Here is a 16,008-nt window from a genome sequence, read left to right as displayed (position 1 = left end):
CCATCTGGTGTGGGGGACCGGCGGCCGTCTGCGGACGCTGGTGGTCCACCTGCTGCTGCCGGACGTGACGGCAGCGGACTGGTGGCGTTTGTGCCGATCCAGATGGACGCGCCCCCCGCGCACCGCTTCACTGATCACCGCAACCACGACTGAGAGGGACCAGCGAGACCATGACCGCCACCAGCACCGAGACGCTCGAGACGCCCGTCGACCAGCTGCGGCCTAACCCGCGGCTGGTCGACGTCACCAACGTGGTGTACGTCCGCACCGGACCGAACGGCCGCCTGCAGAACATGTCCGTGTGCATCACCAGAGAGAGCGACGAGCGGGTGAACGCCCTGCTGGACCAGGTCAGCGTCCCGGTGGGCGCGGACACGCCCGAGGACCTGCGGATGGGTGACCTGACCAAGGTCGTCTACATCGGCACGGACCGGCGCGGGTTCATGACCGTGCGGACCGCGTGGGTCCGGCACGCCGACGAGCCCCGCGTGCGGGAGCTGCTGGATGAGCTGCGGGTCGGCTGACCCCCGGCCGGGCGGCGCGGCCCGGCTGCTGCGGCTGGTGTGGCCGCCGCCGCTGGAGCTGCTGATCCTGGTGGTGCAGGGCGCGCTGGTGTGGCTGCTGCTCGGCCTGGACCGGCCCGACCTGTCGGCGGGGGAGCGGATCGCCCTGCACGCCGCGGTGGTGCTGGTGTGCGTGACCGGCATCCGGAGCATGGCCCGGCTCGGGCAGACCCGACGCGCCCAGCTGCTCGGGCGGCGCCACCGCGCCCGTACCGAGGCGGACCGGCCCTGCTGACCCCGGGGACGCGCGACGGCCCGGCGACCGCTCTGGTCGCCGGGCCGTCTCGTGTGCGCTCCTACCGGGTGCGGGGGTCATCCAGCAGCTGGAACCCCGACAGGGTCCCGTCCTGCGCCCGGTGGGCGGTGAACTGGCGGCCGGGCAGTTCGCCGGCGGGCAGGCCGGTGTCGCGGGTGATCTGCTCGGCCGGGACGCGCAGCGGGTTGTCAGCGGAGTGGGTGGGGGTGACCAGCTCGGCCTGGTCCCCGAACGTCAGCAGCACCCGCACCTTCACGCGGTCGGTGCCGGTCACATCGTTCATCGTGTCCTCCTGGAGGGGCTGTTCAGCCCTGTTCGGTTCTGTTCAGGTTTGTTCAGGACGGGGCGGCGGGTTCTTGCGGGGTCGGCCGCCGCCGACGCCACGGCCGGGCCGTTCGGCGAGCTGCCGGTTCAGCTCCCGCCGGGGCATGTGCAGCACACCGCACACCTCCACCCAGCCGACCAGACGGCCCTCGGCGCGTTCCTTGCGGACCGTCGCGTACTTCACGCCCCGCACCGCGGCGATGTCCAGGTCGTCCAGCAGGTCGGTCTCGTGCTCACCCTTGGGGAGGACCGGCATGGGGTCCCCGGACCAGTAGGCGGCGACCTGCTCGGCGTCGTACAGGGCCGTGCGGCGGCCGGGGTTGACCGGCTGGGGGAAGGCGGGCTGGGCGGCGATGCGCTTGTTCCGGAACGTCTGCAGCGACATGCCGCCCATCGCGGCGGCACCGGCCGCGTCGACGACCTTACGGCCACGCGGGATCAAGGGGTCACCTCCTCGGGCTGCTCATCGAGTTCGGACAGGGGACTGGCGTAGGGGCCGGTCGGGTCGGGTGCGTACACCAGCCACGTCACCGGGCCGTCCCCGCCGCGGATCTCGAATCGGTGGGTCATGCCGCGGACGCCCTCGCCGTTGGCGACCGCCTGGTCGTGGCGGCGCCGGCATTCGCCGTCCAGCGCGGCGTGCGCCTCGTCCAGGCCGGCGGCCCTTGTGATCAGGCGGGGCGGGTCGCCGGTGTCCCAGACCTCGTACATGGGTTCCCTTTCGGTTTCGTGGCTGGTCTCCACAGTGGCCCCGGGATGGGTGCGGCGGCGACACTGGCGCGGATGTGTGGATAACCCTGCCGGGGGCGGGGCCGCCGCCCCCGGCAGGGCTCCGGTCAGGACTTCCGCTCGGCGAGCAGCCGGAGGATCACCCGCTCGCGGTAGTTCTCCTCGGCGCTCGCGACGTCCCACAGCCTCCACGTCTGGGCGGCGACGGTGTACGCCTGCCGCCATCCGTGGTACTGGGCCCTCCATGCCGCCGGACCGTCGCAGATGATCGCGAAGGTCCGGTACCGGATGGTGATCTGGCCGTATCCGCTCGGGCTGGTGGCCCGTGACTTGGCCAGGACCGTTGGGCGCGGGTTCCGTCCCTCGAGCTTGACGGCGGCGTGGATCTGGGGCGCATTGCTCCCCGGGTAGATCCCGCCGGTCGGCTCGACCTTCGGGCCGAACACCCGCTCCGCGAGCACGTTGCCCTCAACGAAGGCGCGGAAGATCGCCCTCATCGAGTCCCGGTCCATGAGCGTGATGACCGCGTGGGGCATCATCACCTGGACCGGCTCACCTCCCGTCACGATCACCTCGTGGTGCCCGTAGTAGCGGAGCGCCAGCGTGGGCTCGTGGAAGGTGGGTGCCTGGTAGGCCATCCCGGTTCCTCTCTGGAGTTGTCAACCTGCGGTTGTCCGGGGCTCGGGGTTCCACTCCCTCACCCTGACACCAACAACTATACCACATTCCCATACCTGGGCAAGCTGGCCGGGTACCCTAATCTGCAAGGCGTTCTACGGGGTGGACTTGCCCGACAGGTATGTGACTGTGGTATAGTTGCTCATGTCGGGACGGGGTGTGGAACCCCCGGCCTGGACAACCGCAGGTTGACAACTCCACACAGAGAGGACGTCCCATGGACGACCACGAGAGGCGGCACCTGGTCGCCGAGGATCAGCTGCTCATCGCCTACGGCGTGATCATGCGGGTCCTGGCAGCCCTCCCTCTGCCGATCAAGATCCCCTCCGCTGCGAACATCCACGGCGACCACGTCCACCACTCCCTGCTCCGGGCGTACGACCTCATCGGGGACATCCCCATGAAGGACTCGACCCGGGAGGTCATCAGGGAGATGGTCCTGGACTGGGTCATCGCCGAGGAGATCGTCGAGGACGACGGGAAGTATCCGGCGCGCTGGAAGCTCGACCTGGCCGACACCCAGCACGCCCGGATCCTCGCGGCGGCGGATCAGGCGAAGGTGGAGCTGGAGCTCCCCAGCGAGGAGTGAGCCGCCCGGCCGCCCCGGCATCCGGCCGGGGCGGCCCCCTCTGCGCGGAGCCACGACCAGCGGAAAAGCAACGGGACCGGCGGGGGCAGGCTGCAAAGCCTGGTGGAACACCCGCCGGTCCCTTGTGCAGGTTGACCCTCGCGAGAGGAGTCGCCGCCAGCATAACCTCGCGTCGCCGGCCCCTCGGAGCGAACACCGGCGGTCGGCGGGCGGGCCGTGCCGGTGGCGGCCCGGGTCCCCGGCGCGTCCGGCGCGTCGCCGGGTGTCGGCCTGCTTCGGGTCGGGGGTCTGTTCCTCGAGACCCCCACTCCGGTATGTGACTGTGGTATAGTTATTGGTGTCGGGACGGGGGGTGGCAGCCCTGGACCGGCAGGCATCTTGACAACTGCAGAGAGGAGACACAGGTGGACGACTCCTTCGAGGAGAAGTTCGAACGGCTCAAGGTCGAGCTGGCAGCCACCTACACGCTGCTGGCCCGGCTCCTGAGCCGCCTGCCCATCCCGATCGGGATCCCGCCCCTCGAGGAGGAGTGGGACCCCGAGGAGGCCATCGAAGTGCTCGCCCGGACCCGGACGAGCCTGCTGGGGCCGCAGCCCATCGAGGACTGGCCCCGTGGCCTGATCGACGAGGCGGTCCTGATGTGGCTGACCGCCTACGAGGTCGGCAACACGATGGTCATCGGTGCCCCAGACCCGTGGAAGTACGACGCGGTCAGCAGGGTGCTGATGCGGGTGATCTCCCTGGCGGACGCAGCCGCCAGGGAGCTTGGATTCGAACTCGACTCGGAGTGACCTGCGCCGCCCCCGGCACCCAGCCGGGGGCGGCCCCCACCGTCTCCCTGCGTGTTCCAGGTGCCAAAGCGAGGCCGGCGAGAATCTCCCCGCAGGGCGGGGGTGGCAGTCTCGCCGGCCTCTGCATCTTGACCTCTCACAGAGAGGACCTTCATCGTACGGCCCCCGGACGTTCCCGCGGCGGCCGGTGCTTGACACCACCGCCCCCGACCTGATGATCATGGATGCGTGTCGCCCGGCGGCCTCAGCCCCCGCCGGGTTCCCTCGTCGTCGGGGGGGGCGTGTCAGGTTCGTGGCCTCCGCTGATCGGGGGGTCGCCGGGGCCACGAACCACCCCGGCCGACATGGGGGAAACCCCGCAGGTCACCGCGAAAAATGCCGCCCCCACTCCATGATCGTTGCGCACTAGCCTGCCTGGTATGACCGTTTCGGGGGAGTGTGCGTCCTGCCGGGAGATCCTGTGCCAGGTGCACACGATGGTGCTGCGCGCCCTGGACATCGCGGGCAAACGCATGGTGACGTCCCGGCTGGAGTACAAGGACCTCCCCAATCCCACCTGGCTACGCCACACCCACCGCAAGATCTACCGGTCCCAGCTGGACATCCTCATCCGCCCCGGCGACTGGGACCTGCTGGCCGCCGCCATCCCCGGCCGCCCCGAGATCATCCGGGTCGCCGACACCTACGTGCGGGAGCTGCTGATCGCCGGCATCCCCCACGACATCTCCTACCTGGAGGCCGCGTTCGAACAGGCCGGAATCGCCCCATAGCCACCGACCTGCACCGTTCACATGTCCGGGCGGCACCACGGGGCCGCCGCCTGCCGCTCATCAGGGGGGAGCGCATGACCGAGGTGTCCAAGGTGGCCTCAGCCACCTACCTACGGACCGCCACCGTTCCGCTGGGCGAGCTGACGCCCTACCCGGGCAACGCCAAACGCGGGGACGCCGCCACGAGCCTGGAGAGCCTATGCAGCAACGGCCAGTACAGGTCCCTGGTGGTCCGCGAGGTCGAGCCGGACCAGCCGGACCAGCCGGACCAGCCGGGGCGGCTGGTGGTGCTGGCCGGAAACCACACCCTGCAGGCGATCGCCGCGCACGGCCCAGGCCCCTGCGGCATGACCTACACGGTGGGGGAGGAGGAACGTCCCTGCGGACTGTGCGGCGGCAAGCCGTGGGAACCGGCCGCGCGCTGCGAGATCGTCACCTGCAACGACGCCACCGCCCGCCGGATCAACCTGGTGGACAACCGGTCCGCTGATCTGGGCACCTACGACGACACCGCGCTGCTGGAGCTCATCGCTGGCCTGGACGGCGACCTGATCGGCACCGGCTACACCGACACCGACCTGGGCGACCTCCTGGAGGTCCTGGAGATCGTCCAGATCGAGGAAACCCCCTACGACGAAGACGAGGCCGACGAGGGCGAGGAGGGCGGGGGCCAGGAGAACGGCCGCGAGCCCCAGCAGGGACAGGCCGACGACGTCCCGGCCGCGCAGGGACCTGCAGGAGCCGCTGACGGCCCCGCCGCCGCCCCTCCTGCCGGGCAGCCCGCCGCCCCCGCCCAGGGCGTCCAGCCCACCACCCAGCCCGCCCAGCCCGCCCAGCCGGTCCTGCCGCAGCCACCGGGCCAGGTCCATCTGATCCTGACCTACCCGCCAGAGGACCGGGACGAGGCGAACCGGCTCATCGCCGCCGCCCGCGAGGTCCTGCCCGCAGCGGGCACGCCGGAGATCGTCCTGCGGGGGCTGCGGACGCTGGTCGCCGTCCTGGACTCCCGCCACGCCCCGGACGGAACGGTCACCGTGGCGTCCCTGCTGCGCGCCGCCGACGTCGAGCTCCACTGACCGGAGGTGCCCACCGTGACCACCACCGCGACCCTGCCCACCCCCACACGCCGGCGGCGTCGCCGGCGTCTGCGCCGCCCGGACCGGCTGCTCGGCCAAAACTCGGAGCTACGCGCCGATGGGGTGTGGAACTGGACCCTCCCGGCGCTGGCCACCCGCCTGCCGGACGGCCGCACCGTCTCCACCTGCCCGGCCGCCGGGGTCTGCGCCCTGGCCTGCTACGCACGCAGCGGCACCTACAACTTCCCCGCCGTCGCCGAGCGCCACCAGGCCAACCTCGCCTACGTCCTGGACGACCTGCCCGGCTGGCAGCGGCAGATGGCCGCCGAGCTGGCCCACCAGCGGCACCGCGGCGGCTGGATCCGCATCCACGACAGCGGGGACTTTTTCTCCGACCACTACCTGGCGGCCTGGCTGCGGATCATGGCGTTCCGCCCCTACGTCAACTTCTACTGCTACACGAAGGAAGTCTCGAGGTTCCGCAGGCTGGTGGAGCCCGCCCCGCCCCGGAACTTCTGGTGGGTCTACTCCTACGGCGGCCGCGAGGACCACCTGATCCGCCCCGGTATCGATCGGGTCGCCGACGTGTTCCCCGACGAGGAATCGATCCGCGCGGCGGGCTGGCACTCCCAGAACGCCAGCGACCTGCTGGCCGTCCTCGGCCCCGCCCCGGTCGGCATCCCCGCCAACAACATCCCGCACCTGCGGCGCCGCCAGGGCGACCGGACCTTCCGGCAGTGGCAGGCCGAGCTGGACGCCCGCCGCGCCGCCCGCCGCCGCGCCCACAGCCCGCACACCGCACAAGGAGAGAGGTAGCCGAATGGCCCAGACCGCCCAGACCGCGCAGGTCACCTATCTACGGACCGCCGAGGTCCCGCTGAATGACCTGACCCCGTATCCGGGCAACGCCAAGAAGGGCGACGTCGAGGCGATCCTGGCCAGCCTGCGCCGCAACAGCCAGTACCGGTCCCTGGTCGTCCGCGAGGTGAAGAAGGGCCGCCTGGTCGTGCTGGCCGGCAACCACACCATGCAGGCCCTCAAGGCGCACGGCCCCGGGGACTGCGGCCAGACCGTCAAGGTCGGCGACGCCGAGCAGCCCTGCGGCATCTGCGGCAACAAGGCGTGGACGCCGACCGCCCGCTGCGAGGTCATCCGCTGCGACGACGACGCCGCACGCCGCATCAACGTCGCCGACAACCGCACGTCCGATCTGGGGGAGTACGACGACAAGGCGCTGCTGGAGCTGCTGGGCGAGCTGGGCGGTGACTACACCGGCACCGGCTACACCCCCGAGGACTACGACGACCTGTTGAAGGTGACCGGCGCCCTGGCGGAGGAGACCACCGAGTTCCTGTCCGCCTTCACCGCCCCGAAGGACGATCCCGCCCAGCCCTCCGCCCCGCCGTCCGGTCCGGCCGCCGGACCGGACGGGGCGGTCGGCGCTGCCAGTCTGCCCCCCGGCGGCGCGCCCAGCCCGGGCCCCGCCGCCGCGGCGCCGGGACAGCCCACCCCCGCCCCGGCGGCCGGACCAGCAGCCGCTGCGGCGGCGGCGCCGGTGGTGGGCGGGGTGAGCCCGATGCCGCCGCCGCAGACCACCGTGCCGATCCAGTGGGTCGTCACCCTCCCGCAGCGCGACACGATCCGCGCCGCCCTCAAGCACGCCCAGGCCGCCGGCGGCTTCGAGACCGCCGCCGAGGCCCTGACCGACATCTGCCAGCAGTACCTGTCCACCGTCAGCGAGGAAAACCAGTGACCCGCCAGACCAGCAGCGACCTGTCGATCATCAACCTCCGCGCCGCCACCCTGGCGGTCGCCGAGCAGGGCGTCCCGGTACACGGCGCCGACGCCCTCGGCCTGGCCCTGCACACCAACGGCCACCTCGGCGCCGACCTGCTCAAGGTCCCGCCGCACGCCCGGTTCCCCATCCACGTCCACCCCGGCGACCACCTGCTGCTGTGCCTGGAGGGGGAGGGCACCATCAGCATCGACGAACGCACCTACCAGGTCCGGCCGGGCGACATCTACATGGTGCCCGGCCAGGTTCCGCACGCGGTCGGCGCCGGAGAGGCCGGGCACACGCTCCTGGCCATCGGCGCCCCCCACAAGCCGGTCGACTCCCCGGAACGGATGTCCTTCACCGACTGGGCCGGCACCGTCAGCGACCTCCCGCTGTTCGCCTGATCGGGGACCACGCTCGTGGCGATTCCACGTAAGCAGACCCTCCCCGACTCCGAGACCTGGCGGCGGGCACGCGCCCAGGCCCGCGCCGAGTGGCCGGACGAGCGGCTGGACCAGCTCATCGACCAGACCGTCGAGGCGATCCGCGCGCAGACCCGCGGCAAGCGGGCCGCCTACGCCTGGTCCGGCGGCAAGGACTCCATCGCCCTCGGCCATGTGGCTGAGCTCGCCGGCGTCGAAGACTGCTGCCTGGCGATCTCCAACCTGGAGTTCCCGGCGTTCCTGACCTGGGTCACCGACCACATGCCGGGCGGCCTCACCGTCATCAACACCGGCCAGGACCTCGCCTGGCTCGCCCAGCACCCCGAGATGCTGTTCCCCCAGGGCTCCTACGGGACCCGCTGGTTCAGCATCGTCAACCACCGCGGCCAGGCCCGCTACTACCGGCAGAACAACCTCGATCTGCTGCTGCTCGGCCGCCGGACTGCGGACGGCAACTACACCGGCCCCAAGGGCCAGCACATCTACACCAACAAGGAGGGCATCACCCGCTACAGCCCCCTCGCGGCCTGGCCGCACGAGGCCGTCTTCGCCCTCATCGACCGCGAACAGCTCCCGATGCCGCCCTGCTACGACTGGCCCCGCGGCTACCAGGTCGGCACCGGCTCCTGGCCCGCCCGCCAGTGGACCCGCGACCGCGATCACGGGTTCGAGGAGGTCTGGGAGATCGACCCCGACGTCATCCGCGCCGCCGCTCCCGACCTGCCCGCGGCCGCGGACTGGATGCGCCGCACCGGCAGGCAGTGATGTGCGGGATCTTCGCCTACCTCGGCCCCGCCAGGCCCGATCCGGACCTGCTGGAGGCGGCCGCCACCGCGGCCGCCTCCAGGGGGCCGCACGGGCACGGCTGGGCCACCAGCGCCAGCACCACCCGCCACGAGTTCGGGCCCCTCCCGCCGGCGGCGGTGCGCGATCTGACCGACCGCGCGGTGATCGGCCACGCCCGCCTGGCCACCACCGGCGACTACCGCGACCGCACCGGCCTGCAGCCGGTCGCGGCCGGCGGGCACTGGCTCGCCCACAACGGCACCGTCCGCAACTGGCGGACCCTCACCCCCGACGCGGCGTCGGACAGCGTCGCCCTGGCGGAGCTGTACGCCCACCACCGCCGGCAGCTCGACGGGCCGCACGCGCTCCGGGCGGCCCTCGCCGATGCGGACACCGCCGCCTGGGCGCTGCTCGTCCTCGACGTTGACGGGAGTCTCGTCGTCTGGCGGCGGGGACTGCCGCTCTGGCAGCACCGGCATCCGACCGGCCTGTACCTGGCGTCCCGCCGGTTCCACCCCGACGCCGCCCCCGTCCCCGAGGACACGATCTGCCAGGAACACCCATGACCGACACCAGCAGCGCCCTGCCGGACGGCTGGCTGCCGGAGGGCACCGTCATCCAGGGCGAGGAACACGTCCGCGGCTACGTCGCCAAGAACAACCGGCCCCGCGTCGCCGCCAGCGCGGACGTCTACACCCTGGCGTGTGAGCGCATCGCCTACGTGATGGACAACCACGACCGGGTCGCCGTCTCCTTCTCCGGCGGCAAGGACTCCACCGCCGTGCTGAACATCGCCCTGCAGGTCGCCCACAGCGATCCCCGCTTCGAGCGGCACCTGCCGCTGCGGGTGGTGCATTTCGATGAGGAGGCCATCCCCATCGAGACCGAGGAGTACGTCCGCCGCGTCGCCCAGCGACCCGACGTCGCCCTGGAGTGGTACTGCCTACCGGTCAAGCACCGCAACGCCTGCTCCCGCCGCCATCCGTACTGGTGGCCCTGGGCGCCGGAGGACCAGGAGCGATGGTGCCGGCCGCTCCCGCCGGAGGCGATCACCAGCCACCCCGCCTTCCCGGTCTGGCCGCCGTCCGCGCGCATGTCCATCCCGCAGTTCAACGGGCCGCTCTGCCCACCGCCCCACACGACGGCGATGCTCATGGGCATCCGCGCGCAAGAGTCCCGGATCCGCGCGATGGCCGTCCGCCGCCGCCCCATCGACAACTACATCGTCCCCTACGGGGAGGGCCTGACCGCCCAGGGCAACATCTGGAAGGCATACCCGATCTACGACTGGCGGACCGAGGACGTCTGGGCCGCCGCCCGGGTGCACAGCTGGGACTACAACCGCGCCTACGACCTCATGGAAATGGCCGGCGTCACCCCCTACCAGCAGCGCTGCTCACCGGCGGTCGGTGAGGAGCCGCTGCAGAAACTCCACATGTACGCCCAGTGCTTCCCGGACGTGTGGGCGCGGATGGCCGAGCGGGTGCCCGGTGTCGGCGCCGCCTACCGCTACGCCCGCACCGAGCTGTACGGGTTCCTCGCCAAGCCGCCCAAGCCGGACGGGATGACCTGGCCGGACTTCATCACCCACTACCTGTCCAAGCACGACCCGCGAGCGCAGCCCCAGATCGCCGAGCGGATCCGCGAGGCCATCGCCCGCCACTACCGGCAGACGACCCATCCGATCCTCCCCAAGTCCCCACATCCGGCGACCGGGCTGAACTGGAACTTCCTGCTGAACCTGGCGATGCGCGGTGACTTCAAGAAACGCCGCCAGGAGGTCACCCAGCTCATGGACGCCACCGCCGCCGCGTACTGGCGCAAGTACACCCAGGAGCTGGCGCAGATCCTCACCGCCGGCACCGGCGCGGAGCTGGGCCACCCGCGCGCGCTGCCGTCCGATCCGTACGCCCTCATCCCCGCCGAGTACGCCCACCAGGAGCGCCCGTGACCGACGCTGCTCTGCCGGACGGCTGGGTGCCGGAGGGCACCCCGATCGACCGGCATGACGACGCCTACGAGCTGAAGGCCACGCTGCCGCGCGTCGCCGCCGGCTCGGACGTCTACACCCTCGCCTGTGAGCGGACCGCCTACGTGATGGACACCCACGACCGGGTGTTCGTGGCATTCTCCGGCGGCAAGGACTCCACCGCGGTGCTGAACGTCGCGCTGGAGGTCGCCCACAGCGACCCCCGCTTCGAGCGGCACCTGCCGCTGCGGGTGGTGCATTTCGATGAGGAGGCGATCCCGCAGGAGACCGAGGAGTACGTCCGCCGTATCGCCCAGCGTCCCGACGTCGCGCTGGAGTGGTACTGCCTGCCGGTGCAGCACCGCAACGCCTGCTCGCGCCGGTATCCGTACTGGTGGCCCTGGGCGCCGGAGGACCAGGAGCGATGGTGCCGTCCGCTGCCGCCGGAGGCCCTGACCACGCTGCCCGGGTTCCCGCTCTGGCCGCCCGAGGAGCGGCTGACCATCCCGAACACCAACGGGCTGCTCGCCCCGCCCCCGCACACGACGGCGATGCTCATGGGGATCCGCGCGCAGGAGTCCCGGATCCGAGCGATGGCGGTCCGCCGCCGCGCCGTCGACAACTACATCGTCAAGTACGACGTCGCCGCCCAGGGCCGGCAGGCCGCCGCCGTCGATCACGGCAACCTCTGGAAGGCCTACCCGATCTACGACTGGCTCACCGCCGACGTGTGGGCCGCCGTACGGGTCCGCGGCTGGGACTACAACCGCGCCTACGACCTGATGGAGATGGCCGGCGTCGGAGTCTCCGGGCAGCGGTGTTCCCCGGCGTTCGGTGAGGAGCCGCTGCAGAAGATCCACGTCTACGCCGAATGCTTCCCCGACGTGTGGGCGCGCATGGCCGAGCGCGTCCCCGGCATCGGCGCGGCATACCGGTACGCCCGCACGGAGCTGTACGGGTTCAACAGCCGCCCCAACAAGCCGGCGGGGATGGCATGGCGGGACTTCATCCTGCACTTCCTGTCCAAACACGACCCGAAGGTGCAGCCCACCATCGCCGAGCGGATCCGCGACGCCATCGCCCGCCACTACCGCAAGACCACCCAGCCGATCCTGCCCACGGCCCCGCATCCGGTCACGGGGCTGAGCTGGAGGTTCCTGCTCACGCTGGCGATGCGCGGGGACTTCAAGAAACGCCGCCAGGAGCGGAACCAGCTCATCGATGACGACGAGGTCACCTACTGGCACCGCTACGCCACCGAGCTGGCCCAGGTCCTCGCCGATGGCGTCACCCCGGCCGAACTCGGCCACCCTCGCCCGCTCCCCGCCGACCCGTACGCCCTCATCCCTCCGCATCTCCGCCAGGAAGCACCATGACCGACACCACCACGTCCCGCGAGGGCTGGCTGCCGGAGGGCACGCCTCTCGACGGCGAGCATGTCCGCGGCTACATCGCCAAGCAGAACCGGCCGCGCATCGCCGCCGGAGCCGACGTCTACACGCTGGCCTGCGAACGCATGGCCTACGTCATGGACACCCATGACCGCGTCGCTGTCGCGTTCTCCGGCGGCAAGGACTCCACCGCCGTGCTGAACATCGCCCTGGAGGTCGCCAACCGGGAGCCGCACCTACGCCGGCATCTGCCGCTGCGGGTCGTGTTCTTCGATGAGGAGGCGATCCCGCAGGAGACGGAGGAGTACGTCCGCCGCGTCTCCCAACGCGATGACGTCGCCCTGGAGTGGTACTGCCTGCCCGTCCAGCACCGCAACGCCTGCTCGCGCCGGTATCCGTACTGGTGGCCGTGGGCGCCGGAGGATGAGGCGAAGTGGTGCCGCCCGATGCCGCCGGAGGCCCTGACCACGCTCCCGGGGTTTCCGCTCTGGCCGCCCGAGGAGCGGCTGACCATCCCGAACACCAACGGGCTGCTCGCCCCGCCCCCGCACACCACGGCCATGTTGATGGGCATCCGGGCGCAGGAGTCCCTGATCCGCGCCCACGCCGTCCGGGTCCGCAGCGTCGACAACTACATCGTCAAGTACGACCTGGCCAGCCAGGGCAAGCAGGCGGCGGCGTTCAACGGCGGGAACCTCTGGAAGGCGTACCCGATCTACGACTGGCGGACCGAGGACGTCTGGGCCGCCGTCCGCGTGCACGGCTGGGACTACAACCGCGCCTACGACCTCATGGAAATGGCCGGCATCGGCCCCTCCTCGCAGCGGTGCTCTCCGGCGTTCGGTGAGGAGCCCCTGCAGAAGATCCACGTCTACGCCCAGTGCTTCCCCGACGTGTGGGCGCGGATGGCCGAGCGCGTCCCCGGCATCGGCGCGGCGTACCGGTACGCCCGCACCGAGCTGTACGGCTACGGCAAGAAACCCCCCAAGCCGGAGGGGGTGACCTGGCCGGACTTCATCACCCACTACCTGTCCAAGCACGGCGGCAAGGCCCAGGCCAAGATCGCCGAGCGGATCCGCGACGTCATCGCCCGCCACTACCGCAAGACCACCCACCCGATTCTGCCCACGGCCCCGCATCCGGTCACGGGGCTGAGCTGGCGGTTCCTGCTCACGCTGGCGATGCGCGGTGACTTCAAGGAACGCCGCCAGGAGTCCAACCAGCTCATGCACGCCGACAAGGCGACGCTCTGGCGGAACTACGCCGCCGAGCTGGAGCAGATCCTCACCGCCGGCACCGGCCAAGAGCTGGGCCACCCGCGGCCGCTTCCTGCCGACCCGTACGCCCTCATCCCCAGCGAGATCAAGGAGTCAGATATGCGCGAGTGAGATTAAGCGCACAGCCCAAGCCTAAATAGGTCCCTGTGTGATGAGTTAGCCTTTCGCTCATGAAAGAGACTGAATTGGCTTGGCTTGCGGGTATCTGGGACGGTGAAGGGTCGGTTGGCGTGAGCCGGTATAGGAGGCCGGGAAACGTCAACCAGGTCATCGCGCCCCAGGTGCAAATCCAGATGACCCATGAACCGACCGTCGTGAAGACCGTGGAGATCCTTCGGGAGATGGGGCTCACGGCCACCGCGTACACCTGGCGCGAGCGCAAGGCCCACCACAAGGACATGTGGGGCTACAACATCTCGCGTACCGGCTACGTGCTGCGGATGGCTACCCTCCTCCTCCCGTACGCGGTCACCAAGCGGGAACACTGGACTCTCATCAAGGAGTTCTGTGAGATTCGCGTCGGGCGGATGGGTCTTGACGACCAGGGCCGCCTCCGGAAGGGCGGCAAACCAGGATGGTGGGTTCCCTACAGTGACCGAGAACTCGAACTCGCAGACCAGCTTTCGCGCCTCACCCGGCGTGGAAAACCAGCCCCTGTGGAACGTCCAGTGGATCGACAGGACGCTACTGTCCAAAAATCTCTGGAATCCCAACCGGCAGGCGCCGCCTGAGCACCGCCTGCTAAAGACGAGCATTCTCGAAAACGGCTGGACTCAGCCGATCGTCGCCCGGGAGATCGACGGGGAGCTGGAGATCGTGGACGGCTACCACCGCTGGACCGTCAGCGAGGACCGCCAGGTCTACGCCCTCACCGATGGAAAGGTTCCCGTCGTCGTCCTGCCGCCGACCGATCCGGCGACCGCCCGCATGGCCACCATCCGCCACAACCGCGCTCGCGGCACCCACCACGTCCTCGGCATGGCCGAGATCGTCGCGGACCTCCTCGCCGAGGGCCTGTCGCCGGAGGAGATCGGCCGTCGGCTGGAGATGGACGACGAGGAGGTCGAGCGGCTGGCCGACCGCGGCAACATGATCAAGCGGCACGCCCCCGACACCTTCAACCAGGGCTGGACGGTCGCCTGATGTCCAGCACCCCCACGCTCACCTACGACCACCTCTACATCGGCGGGACCTGGACCCCCGCGACCGGCGGGGGCCGCATCACGGTCATCAACCCCGCCACCGAGGAACCGGTCGGGTCCTGCCCGGCCGCCACCTCCCGCGACATCGACCGCGCCGTCCACGCCGCCCGGACCGCGTTCGACACCGGCCCCTGGCCGCGGATGACCCCCGCCGAGCGGGCCGCCGCCCTCGCCCCCCTCGCCCGGCTCTACGCCGAGCTGGCACCGGACTACGCGCGGCTGATCACCGCGGAGATGGGCTCCCCGGCCGCGTTCACCGCGCAGACCGAGCATCCCCGCCAGATCATCGACTACTACAGCGATCCGGGGAACCTGACGCCGCTGAACCCCGAGCCCCGCGACGGCTTCACCCTCACCCACGAGCCCGCCGGCGTCCTGGCGGTGATCACCCCGTGGAACATGCCGCACAAGACGATCCTGATGAAGGTCATCCCGGCGCTCGTCGCCGGCTGCACCGTCATCGTCAAACCCGCCCCGCAGACCACCCTGGACGCGCTCGCCCTGGCGGAGGCGTTCGAACACCTGAACCTGCCGCCCGGGGTCCTGTCCGTGGTGCCCGCGGACAACACGGTCGCCGAACACCTCGCCGCCCACCCGGACGTCGACAAGATCGCCTTCACCGGCTCCACCCGGGTCGGCGCGCACCTGGCCCGCATCGCCGCGACCTCGATCCGCCGCATCTCCCTGGAACTCGGCGGCAAATCGGCGATGCTGCTGCTGCCCGGCGCCGATGTCACCGCCGCGGTCGCCACCGTCCCGGACGCCAGCCTCGCCAACAGCGGGCAGATCTGTTCGAACCAGACCCGCATCCTCGTCCACACCAGCGACTACGCCCAGGCCACCCGGCAGCTGACCGACCTGCTCGCCTCGCTGCCGGTCGGTGACCCCACCGACCCCGCCACGGTCATCGGCCCGCTCGTCACCCGCCACCAGCGCGACCAGGCCCTCCGCCACATCCACGCCGCCCACGAGGACGGCGCCCGCCTGGAGGTCGGCGGCCTGCCCCTCTTCCGTCCCGGCTGGTACGTGGCCCCGACCCTCTTCACCGACGTCCACCCCGCATCCCGCCTCTTCCAGACGGAGGTGTTCGCCCCCGTCCTGGCCCTCACCCCCTACACCACGATCGAACAGGCGATCGAATACGCCAACGGCACCGCCTACGGTCTCGACGGCTCTGTCTGGGGCGATCCCGACCGGGCCCGCCAGATCGCCGCACGCCTGCGCACAGGAACCGTCCGTATCAACGGCGCCCCGACCGGCATCCACGCCCCCATCGGCGGATTCAAACGCTCCGGCATCGGCCGCGAACTCGGCCCCGAGGGGCTGCTGGCCTTCACAGAAACCAAGATCACCGCAGCCTGAACGGCCCGCACACTAGGTCATGTCC

The 16,008-nt window shown here is 70.9% G+C and carries 21 protein-coding genes; 17 read left to right on the top strand and 4 right to left on the bottom strand.

Annotated elements, in window-relative coordinates; genetic code table 11:
* Positions 1-170: 170 nt before the first annotated feature.
* Together HNR21_RS24295 and HNR21_RS24290 are read left to right on the top strand one after the other, a co-directional pair.
* Positions 171-524: a hypothetical protein gene (locus HNR21_RS24295; protein ID WP_182707033.1), complete on the top strand. Its 354-nt coding sequence runs from the start codon at positions 171-173 to the stop codon at positions 522-524.
* The gene (locus HNR21_RS24290) at positions 505-798 is read left to right on the top strand and encodes a hypothetical protein (protein WP_182707032.1); all 294 of its coding nucleotides are present in this window, start codon (positions 505-507) and stop codon (positions 796-798) included. The genes HNR21_RS24295 and HNR21_RS24290 overlap by 20 nt, the downstream gene beginning before the upstream one ends.
* Before the next feature lie 61 nt (positions 799-859).
* Here the strand turns inward: HNR21_RS24290 and HNR21_RS24285 are convergent, their stop codons facing one another.
* From HNR21_RS24285 to HNR21_RS24270, 4 genes are all read right to left on the bottom strand, one after another.
* Positions 860-1,102: a hypothetical protein gene (locus HNR21_RS24285; protein ID WP_182707031.1), complete on the bottom strand. Its 243-nt coding sequence runs from the start codon at positions 1,100-1,102 to the stop codon at positions 860-862.
* 42 nt (positions 1,103-1,144) lie between these two features.
* Complete coding sequence (locus HNR21_RS24280) at positions 1,145-1,585, bottom strand: hypothetical protein (RefSeq protein ID WP_182707030.1); 441 nt, start codon at positions 1,583-1,585, stop codon at positions 1,145-1,147.
* On the bottom strand, positions 1,582-1,854 hold the full coding sequence (locus HNR21_RS24275) for a hypothetical protein (protein WP_182707029.1): 273 nt from the start codon (positions 1,852-1,854) through the stop codon (positions 1,582-1,584). Before HNR21_RS24275 ends, HNR21_RS24280 begins: the two co-directional genes overlap by 4 nt.
* 125 nt (positions 1,855-1,979) lie before the next feature.
* On the bottom strand, positions 1,980-2,510 hold the full coding sequence (locus HNR21_RS24270; protein ID WP_182707028.1) for a hypothetical protein: 531 nt from the start codon (positions 2,508-2,510) through the stop codon (positions 1,980-1,982).
* Positions 2,511-2,767: 257 nt separating this feature from the next.
* Between HNR21_RS24270 and HNR21_RS24265 the strand changes: the two genes are divergently transcribed.
* The 15 genes from HNR21_RS24265 to HNR21_RS24200 all read left to right on the top strand — a co-directional run bounded on the left by HNR21_RS24265 (position 2,768) and on the right by HNR21_RS24200 (position 15,983).
* A complete protein-coding gene (locus tag HNR21_RS24265; protein ID WP_182707027.1) occupies positions 2,768-3,139 on the top strand; it encodes a hypothetical protein in 372 nt (123 codons plus the stop codon).
* A 404-nt stretch (positions 3,140-3,543) separates the two neighbouring features.
* Complete coding sequence (locus HNR21_RS24260; RefSeq protein ID WP_182707026.1) at positions 3,544-3,930, top strand: hypothetical protein; 387 nt, start codon at positions 3,544-3,546, stop codon at positions 3,928-3,930.
* 419 nt (positions 3,931-4,349) lie between these two features.
* Complete coding sequence (locus HNR21_RS24255) at positions 4,350-4,700, top strand: hypothetical protein (RefSeq protein ID WP_182707025.1); 351 nt, start codon at positions 4,350-4,352, stop codon at positions 4,698-4,700.
* Between the two features lie 74 nt (positions 4,701-4,774).
* Positions 4,775-5,776, top strand: coding sequence for a hypothetical protein (locus tag HNR21_RS24250; RefSeq protein ID WP_182707024.1), 1,002 nt, complete (start codon positions 4,775-4,777; stop codon positions 5,774-5,776).
* A 15-nt stretch (positions 5,777-5,791) separates the two neighbouring features.
* Entirely contained in the window at positions 5,792-6,592 is an 801-nt protein-coding gene (locus HNR21_RS24245) for a GP88 family protein (RefSeq protein ID WP_312881217.1), read from the top strand.
* 4 nt (positions 6,593-6,596) lie between these two features.
* Entirely contained in the window at positions 6,597-7,529 is a 933-nt protein-coding gene (locus HNR21_RS24240) for a ParB/RepB/Spo0J family partition protein (RefSeq protein ID WP_182707023.1), read from the top strand.
* Positions 7,526-7,957 carry a cupin domain-containing protein gene (locus tag HNR21_RS35535; RefSeq protein ID WP_182707022.1) on the top strand — a complete coding sequence of 144 codons (432 nt, stop codon included), beginning with the start codon at positions 7,526-7,528 and terminating at the stop codon, positions 7,955-7,957. Before HNR21_RS24240 ends, HNR21_RS35535 begins: the two co-directional genes overlap by 4 nt.
* Positions 7,958-7,972: 15 nt before the next feature.
* Complete coding sequence (locus HNR21_RS24230) at positions 7,973-8,761, top strand: phosphoadenosine phosphosulfate reductase domain-containing protein (protein ID WP_182707021.1); 789 nt, start codon at positions 7,973-7,975, stop codon at positions 8,759-8,761.
* Positions 8,761-9,348, top strand: a complete 588-nt coding sequence (locus HNR21_RS24225) for a class II glutamine amidotransferase (RefSeq protein ID WP_182707020.1) — start codon at positions 8,761-8,763, stop codon at positions 9,346-9,348. The genes HNR21_RS24230 and HNR21_RS24225 overlap by 1 nt, the downstream gene beginning before the upstream one ends.
* Complete coding sequence (locus tag HNR21_RS24220; RefSeq protein ID WP_182707019.1) at positions 9,345-10,733, top strand: phosphoadenosine phosphosulfate reductase domain-containing protein; 1,389 nt, start codon at positions 9,345-9,347, stop codon at positions 10,731-10,733. The genes HNR21_RS24225 and HNR21_RS24220 overlap by 4 nt, the downstream gene beginning before the upstream one ends.
* On the top strand, positions 10,730-12,127 hold the full coding sequence (locus HNR21_RS24215; protein WP_182707018.1) for a phosphoadenosine phosphosulfate reductase domain-containing protein: 1,398 nt from the start codon (positions 10,730-10,732) through the stop codon (positions 12,125-12,127). Before HNR21_RS24220 ends, HNR21_RS24215 begins: the two co-directional genes overlap by 4 nt.
* Positions 12,124-13,530, top strand: a complete 1,407-nt coding sequence (locus tag HNR21_RS24210) for a phosphoadenosine phosphosulfate reductase domain-containing protein (RefSeq protein WP_182707017.1) — start codon at positions 12,124-12,126, stop codon at positions 13,528-13,530. Before HNR21_RS24215 ends, HNR21_RS24210 begins: the two co-directional genes overlap by 4 nt.
* 59 nt (positions 13,531-13,589) lie before the next feature.
* Positions 13,590-14,150 (top strand): LAGLIDADG family homing endonuclease, encoded by a 561-nt coding sequence (locus HNR21_RS34775; protein ID WP_220500283.1) that lies wholly within the window; start codon positions 13,590-13,592, stop codon positions 14,148-14,150.
* Positions 14,059-14,562, top strand: coding sequence for a ParB N-terminal domain-containing protein (locus HNR21_RS24205; protein ID WP_220500282.1), 504 nt, complete (start codon positions 14,059-14,061; stop codon positions 14,560-14,562). The genes HNR21_RS34775 and HNR21_RS24205 overlap by 92 nt, the downstream gene beginning before the upstream one ends.
* On the top strand, positions 14,562-15,983 hold the full coding sequence (locus HNR21_RS24200) for an aldehyde dehydrogenase family protein (protein WP_182707016.1): 1,422 nt from the start codon (positions 14,562-14,564) through the stop codon (positions 15,981-15,983). Before HNR21_RS24205 ends, HNR21_RS24200 begins: the two co-directional genes overlap by 1 nt.
* The last annotated feature ends 25 nt before the right edge of the window (positions 15,984-16,008 follow it).

Source organism: Thermomonospora cellulosilytica (assembly GCF_014138835.1).
Taxonomy (GTDB): domain Bacteria; phylum Actinomycetota; class Actinomycetes; order Streptosporangiales; family Streptosporangiaceae; genus Thermomonospora; species Thermomonospora amylolytica.
This window is presented reverse-complemented; position numbering and strand designations above follow the sequence as displayed.

Bases quoted from the DNA above. Each gene is read 5' to 3' on its own strand.
- HNR21_RS24295 (WP_182707033.1), top strand. From the start codon at position 171: ATGACCGCCACCAGCACCGAGACGCTCGAGACGCCCGTCGACCAGCTG.
- HNR21_RS24290 (WP_182707032.1), top strand. From the start codon at position 505: ATGAGCTGCGGGTCGGCTGACCCCCGGCCGGGCGGCGCGGCCCGGCTG.
- HNR21_RS24285 (WP_182707031.1), bottom strand. From the start codon at position 1,102: ATGAACGATGTGACCGGCACCGACCGCGTGAAGGTGCGGGTGCTGCTG.
- HNR21_RS24275 (WP_182707029.1), bottom strand. From the start codon at position 1,854: ATGTACGAGGTCTGGGACACCGGCGACCCGCCCCGCCTGATCACAAGG.
- HNR21_RS24270 (WP_182707028.1), bottom strand. From the start codon at position 2,510: ATGGCCTACCAGGCACCCACCTTCCACGAGCCCACGCTGGCGCTCCGC.
- HNR21_RS24265 (WP_182707027.1), top strand. From the start codon at position 2,768: ATGGACGACCACGAGAGGCGGCACCTGGTCGCCGAGGATCAGCTGCTC.
- HNR21_RS24255 (WP_182707025.1), top strand. From the start codon at position 4,350: ATGACCGTTTCGGGGGAGTGTGCGTCCTGCCGGGAGATCCTGTGCCAG.
- HNR21_RS24250 (WP_182707024.1), top strand. From the start codon at position 4,775: ATGACCGAGGTGTCCAAGGTGGCCTCAGCCACCTACCTACGGACCGCC.
- HNR21_RS24240 (WP_182707023.1), top strand. From the start codon at position 6,597: ATGGCCCAGACCGCCCAGACCGCGCAGGTCACCTATCTACGGACCGCC.
- HNR21_RS24225 (WP_182707020.1), top strand. From the start codon at position 8,761: ATGTGCGGGATCTTCGCCTACCTCGGCCCCGCCAGGCCCGATCCGGAC.
- HNR21_RS24220 (WP_182707019.1), top strand. From the start codon at position 9,345: ATGACCGACACCAGCAGCGCCCTGCCGGACGGCTGGCTGCCGGAGGGC.
- HNR21_RS24210 (WP_182707017.1), top strand. From the start codon at position 12,124: ATGACCGACACCACCACGTCCCGCGAGGGCTGGCTGCCGGAGGGCACG.
- HNR21_RS34775 (WP_220500283.1), top strand. From the start codon at position 13,590: ATGAAAGAGACTGAATTGGCTTGGCTTGCGGGTATCTGGGACGGTGAA.
- HNR21_RS24200 (WP_182707016.1), top strand. From the start codon at position 14,562: ATGTCCAGCACCCCCACGCTCACCTACGACCACCTCTACATCGGCGGG.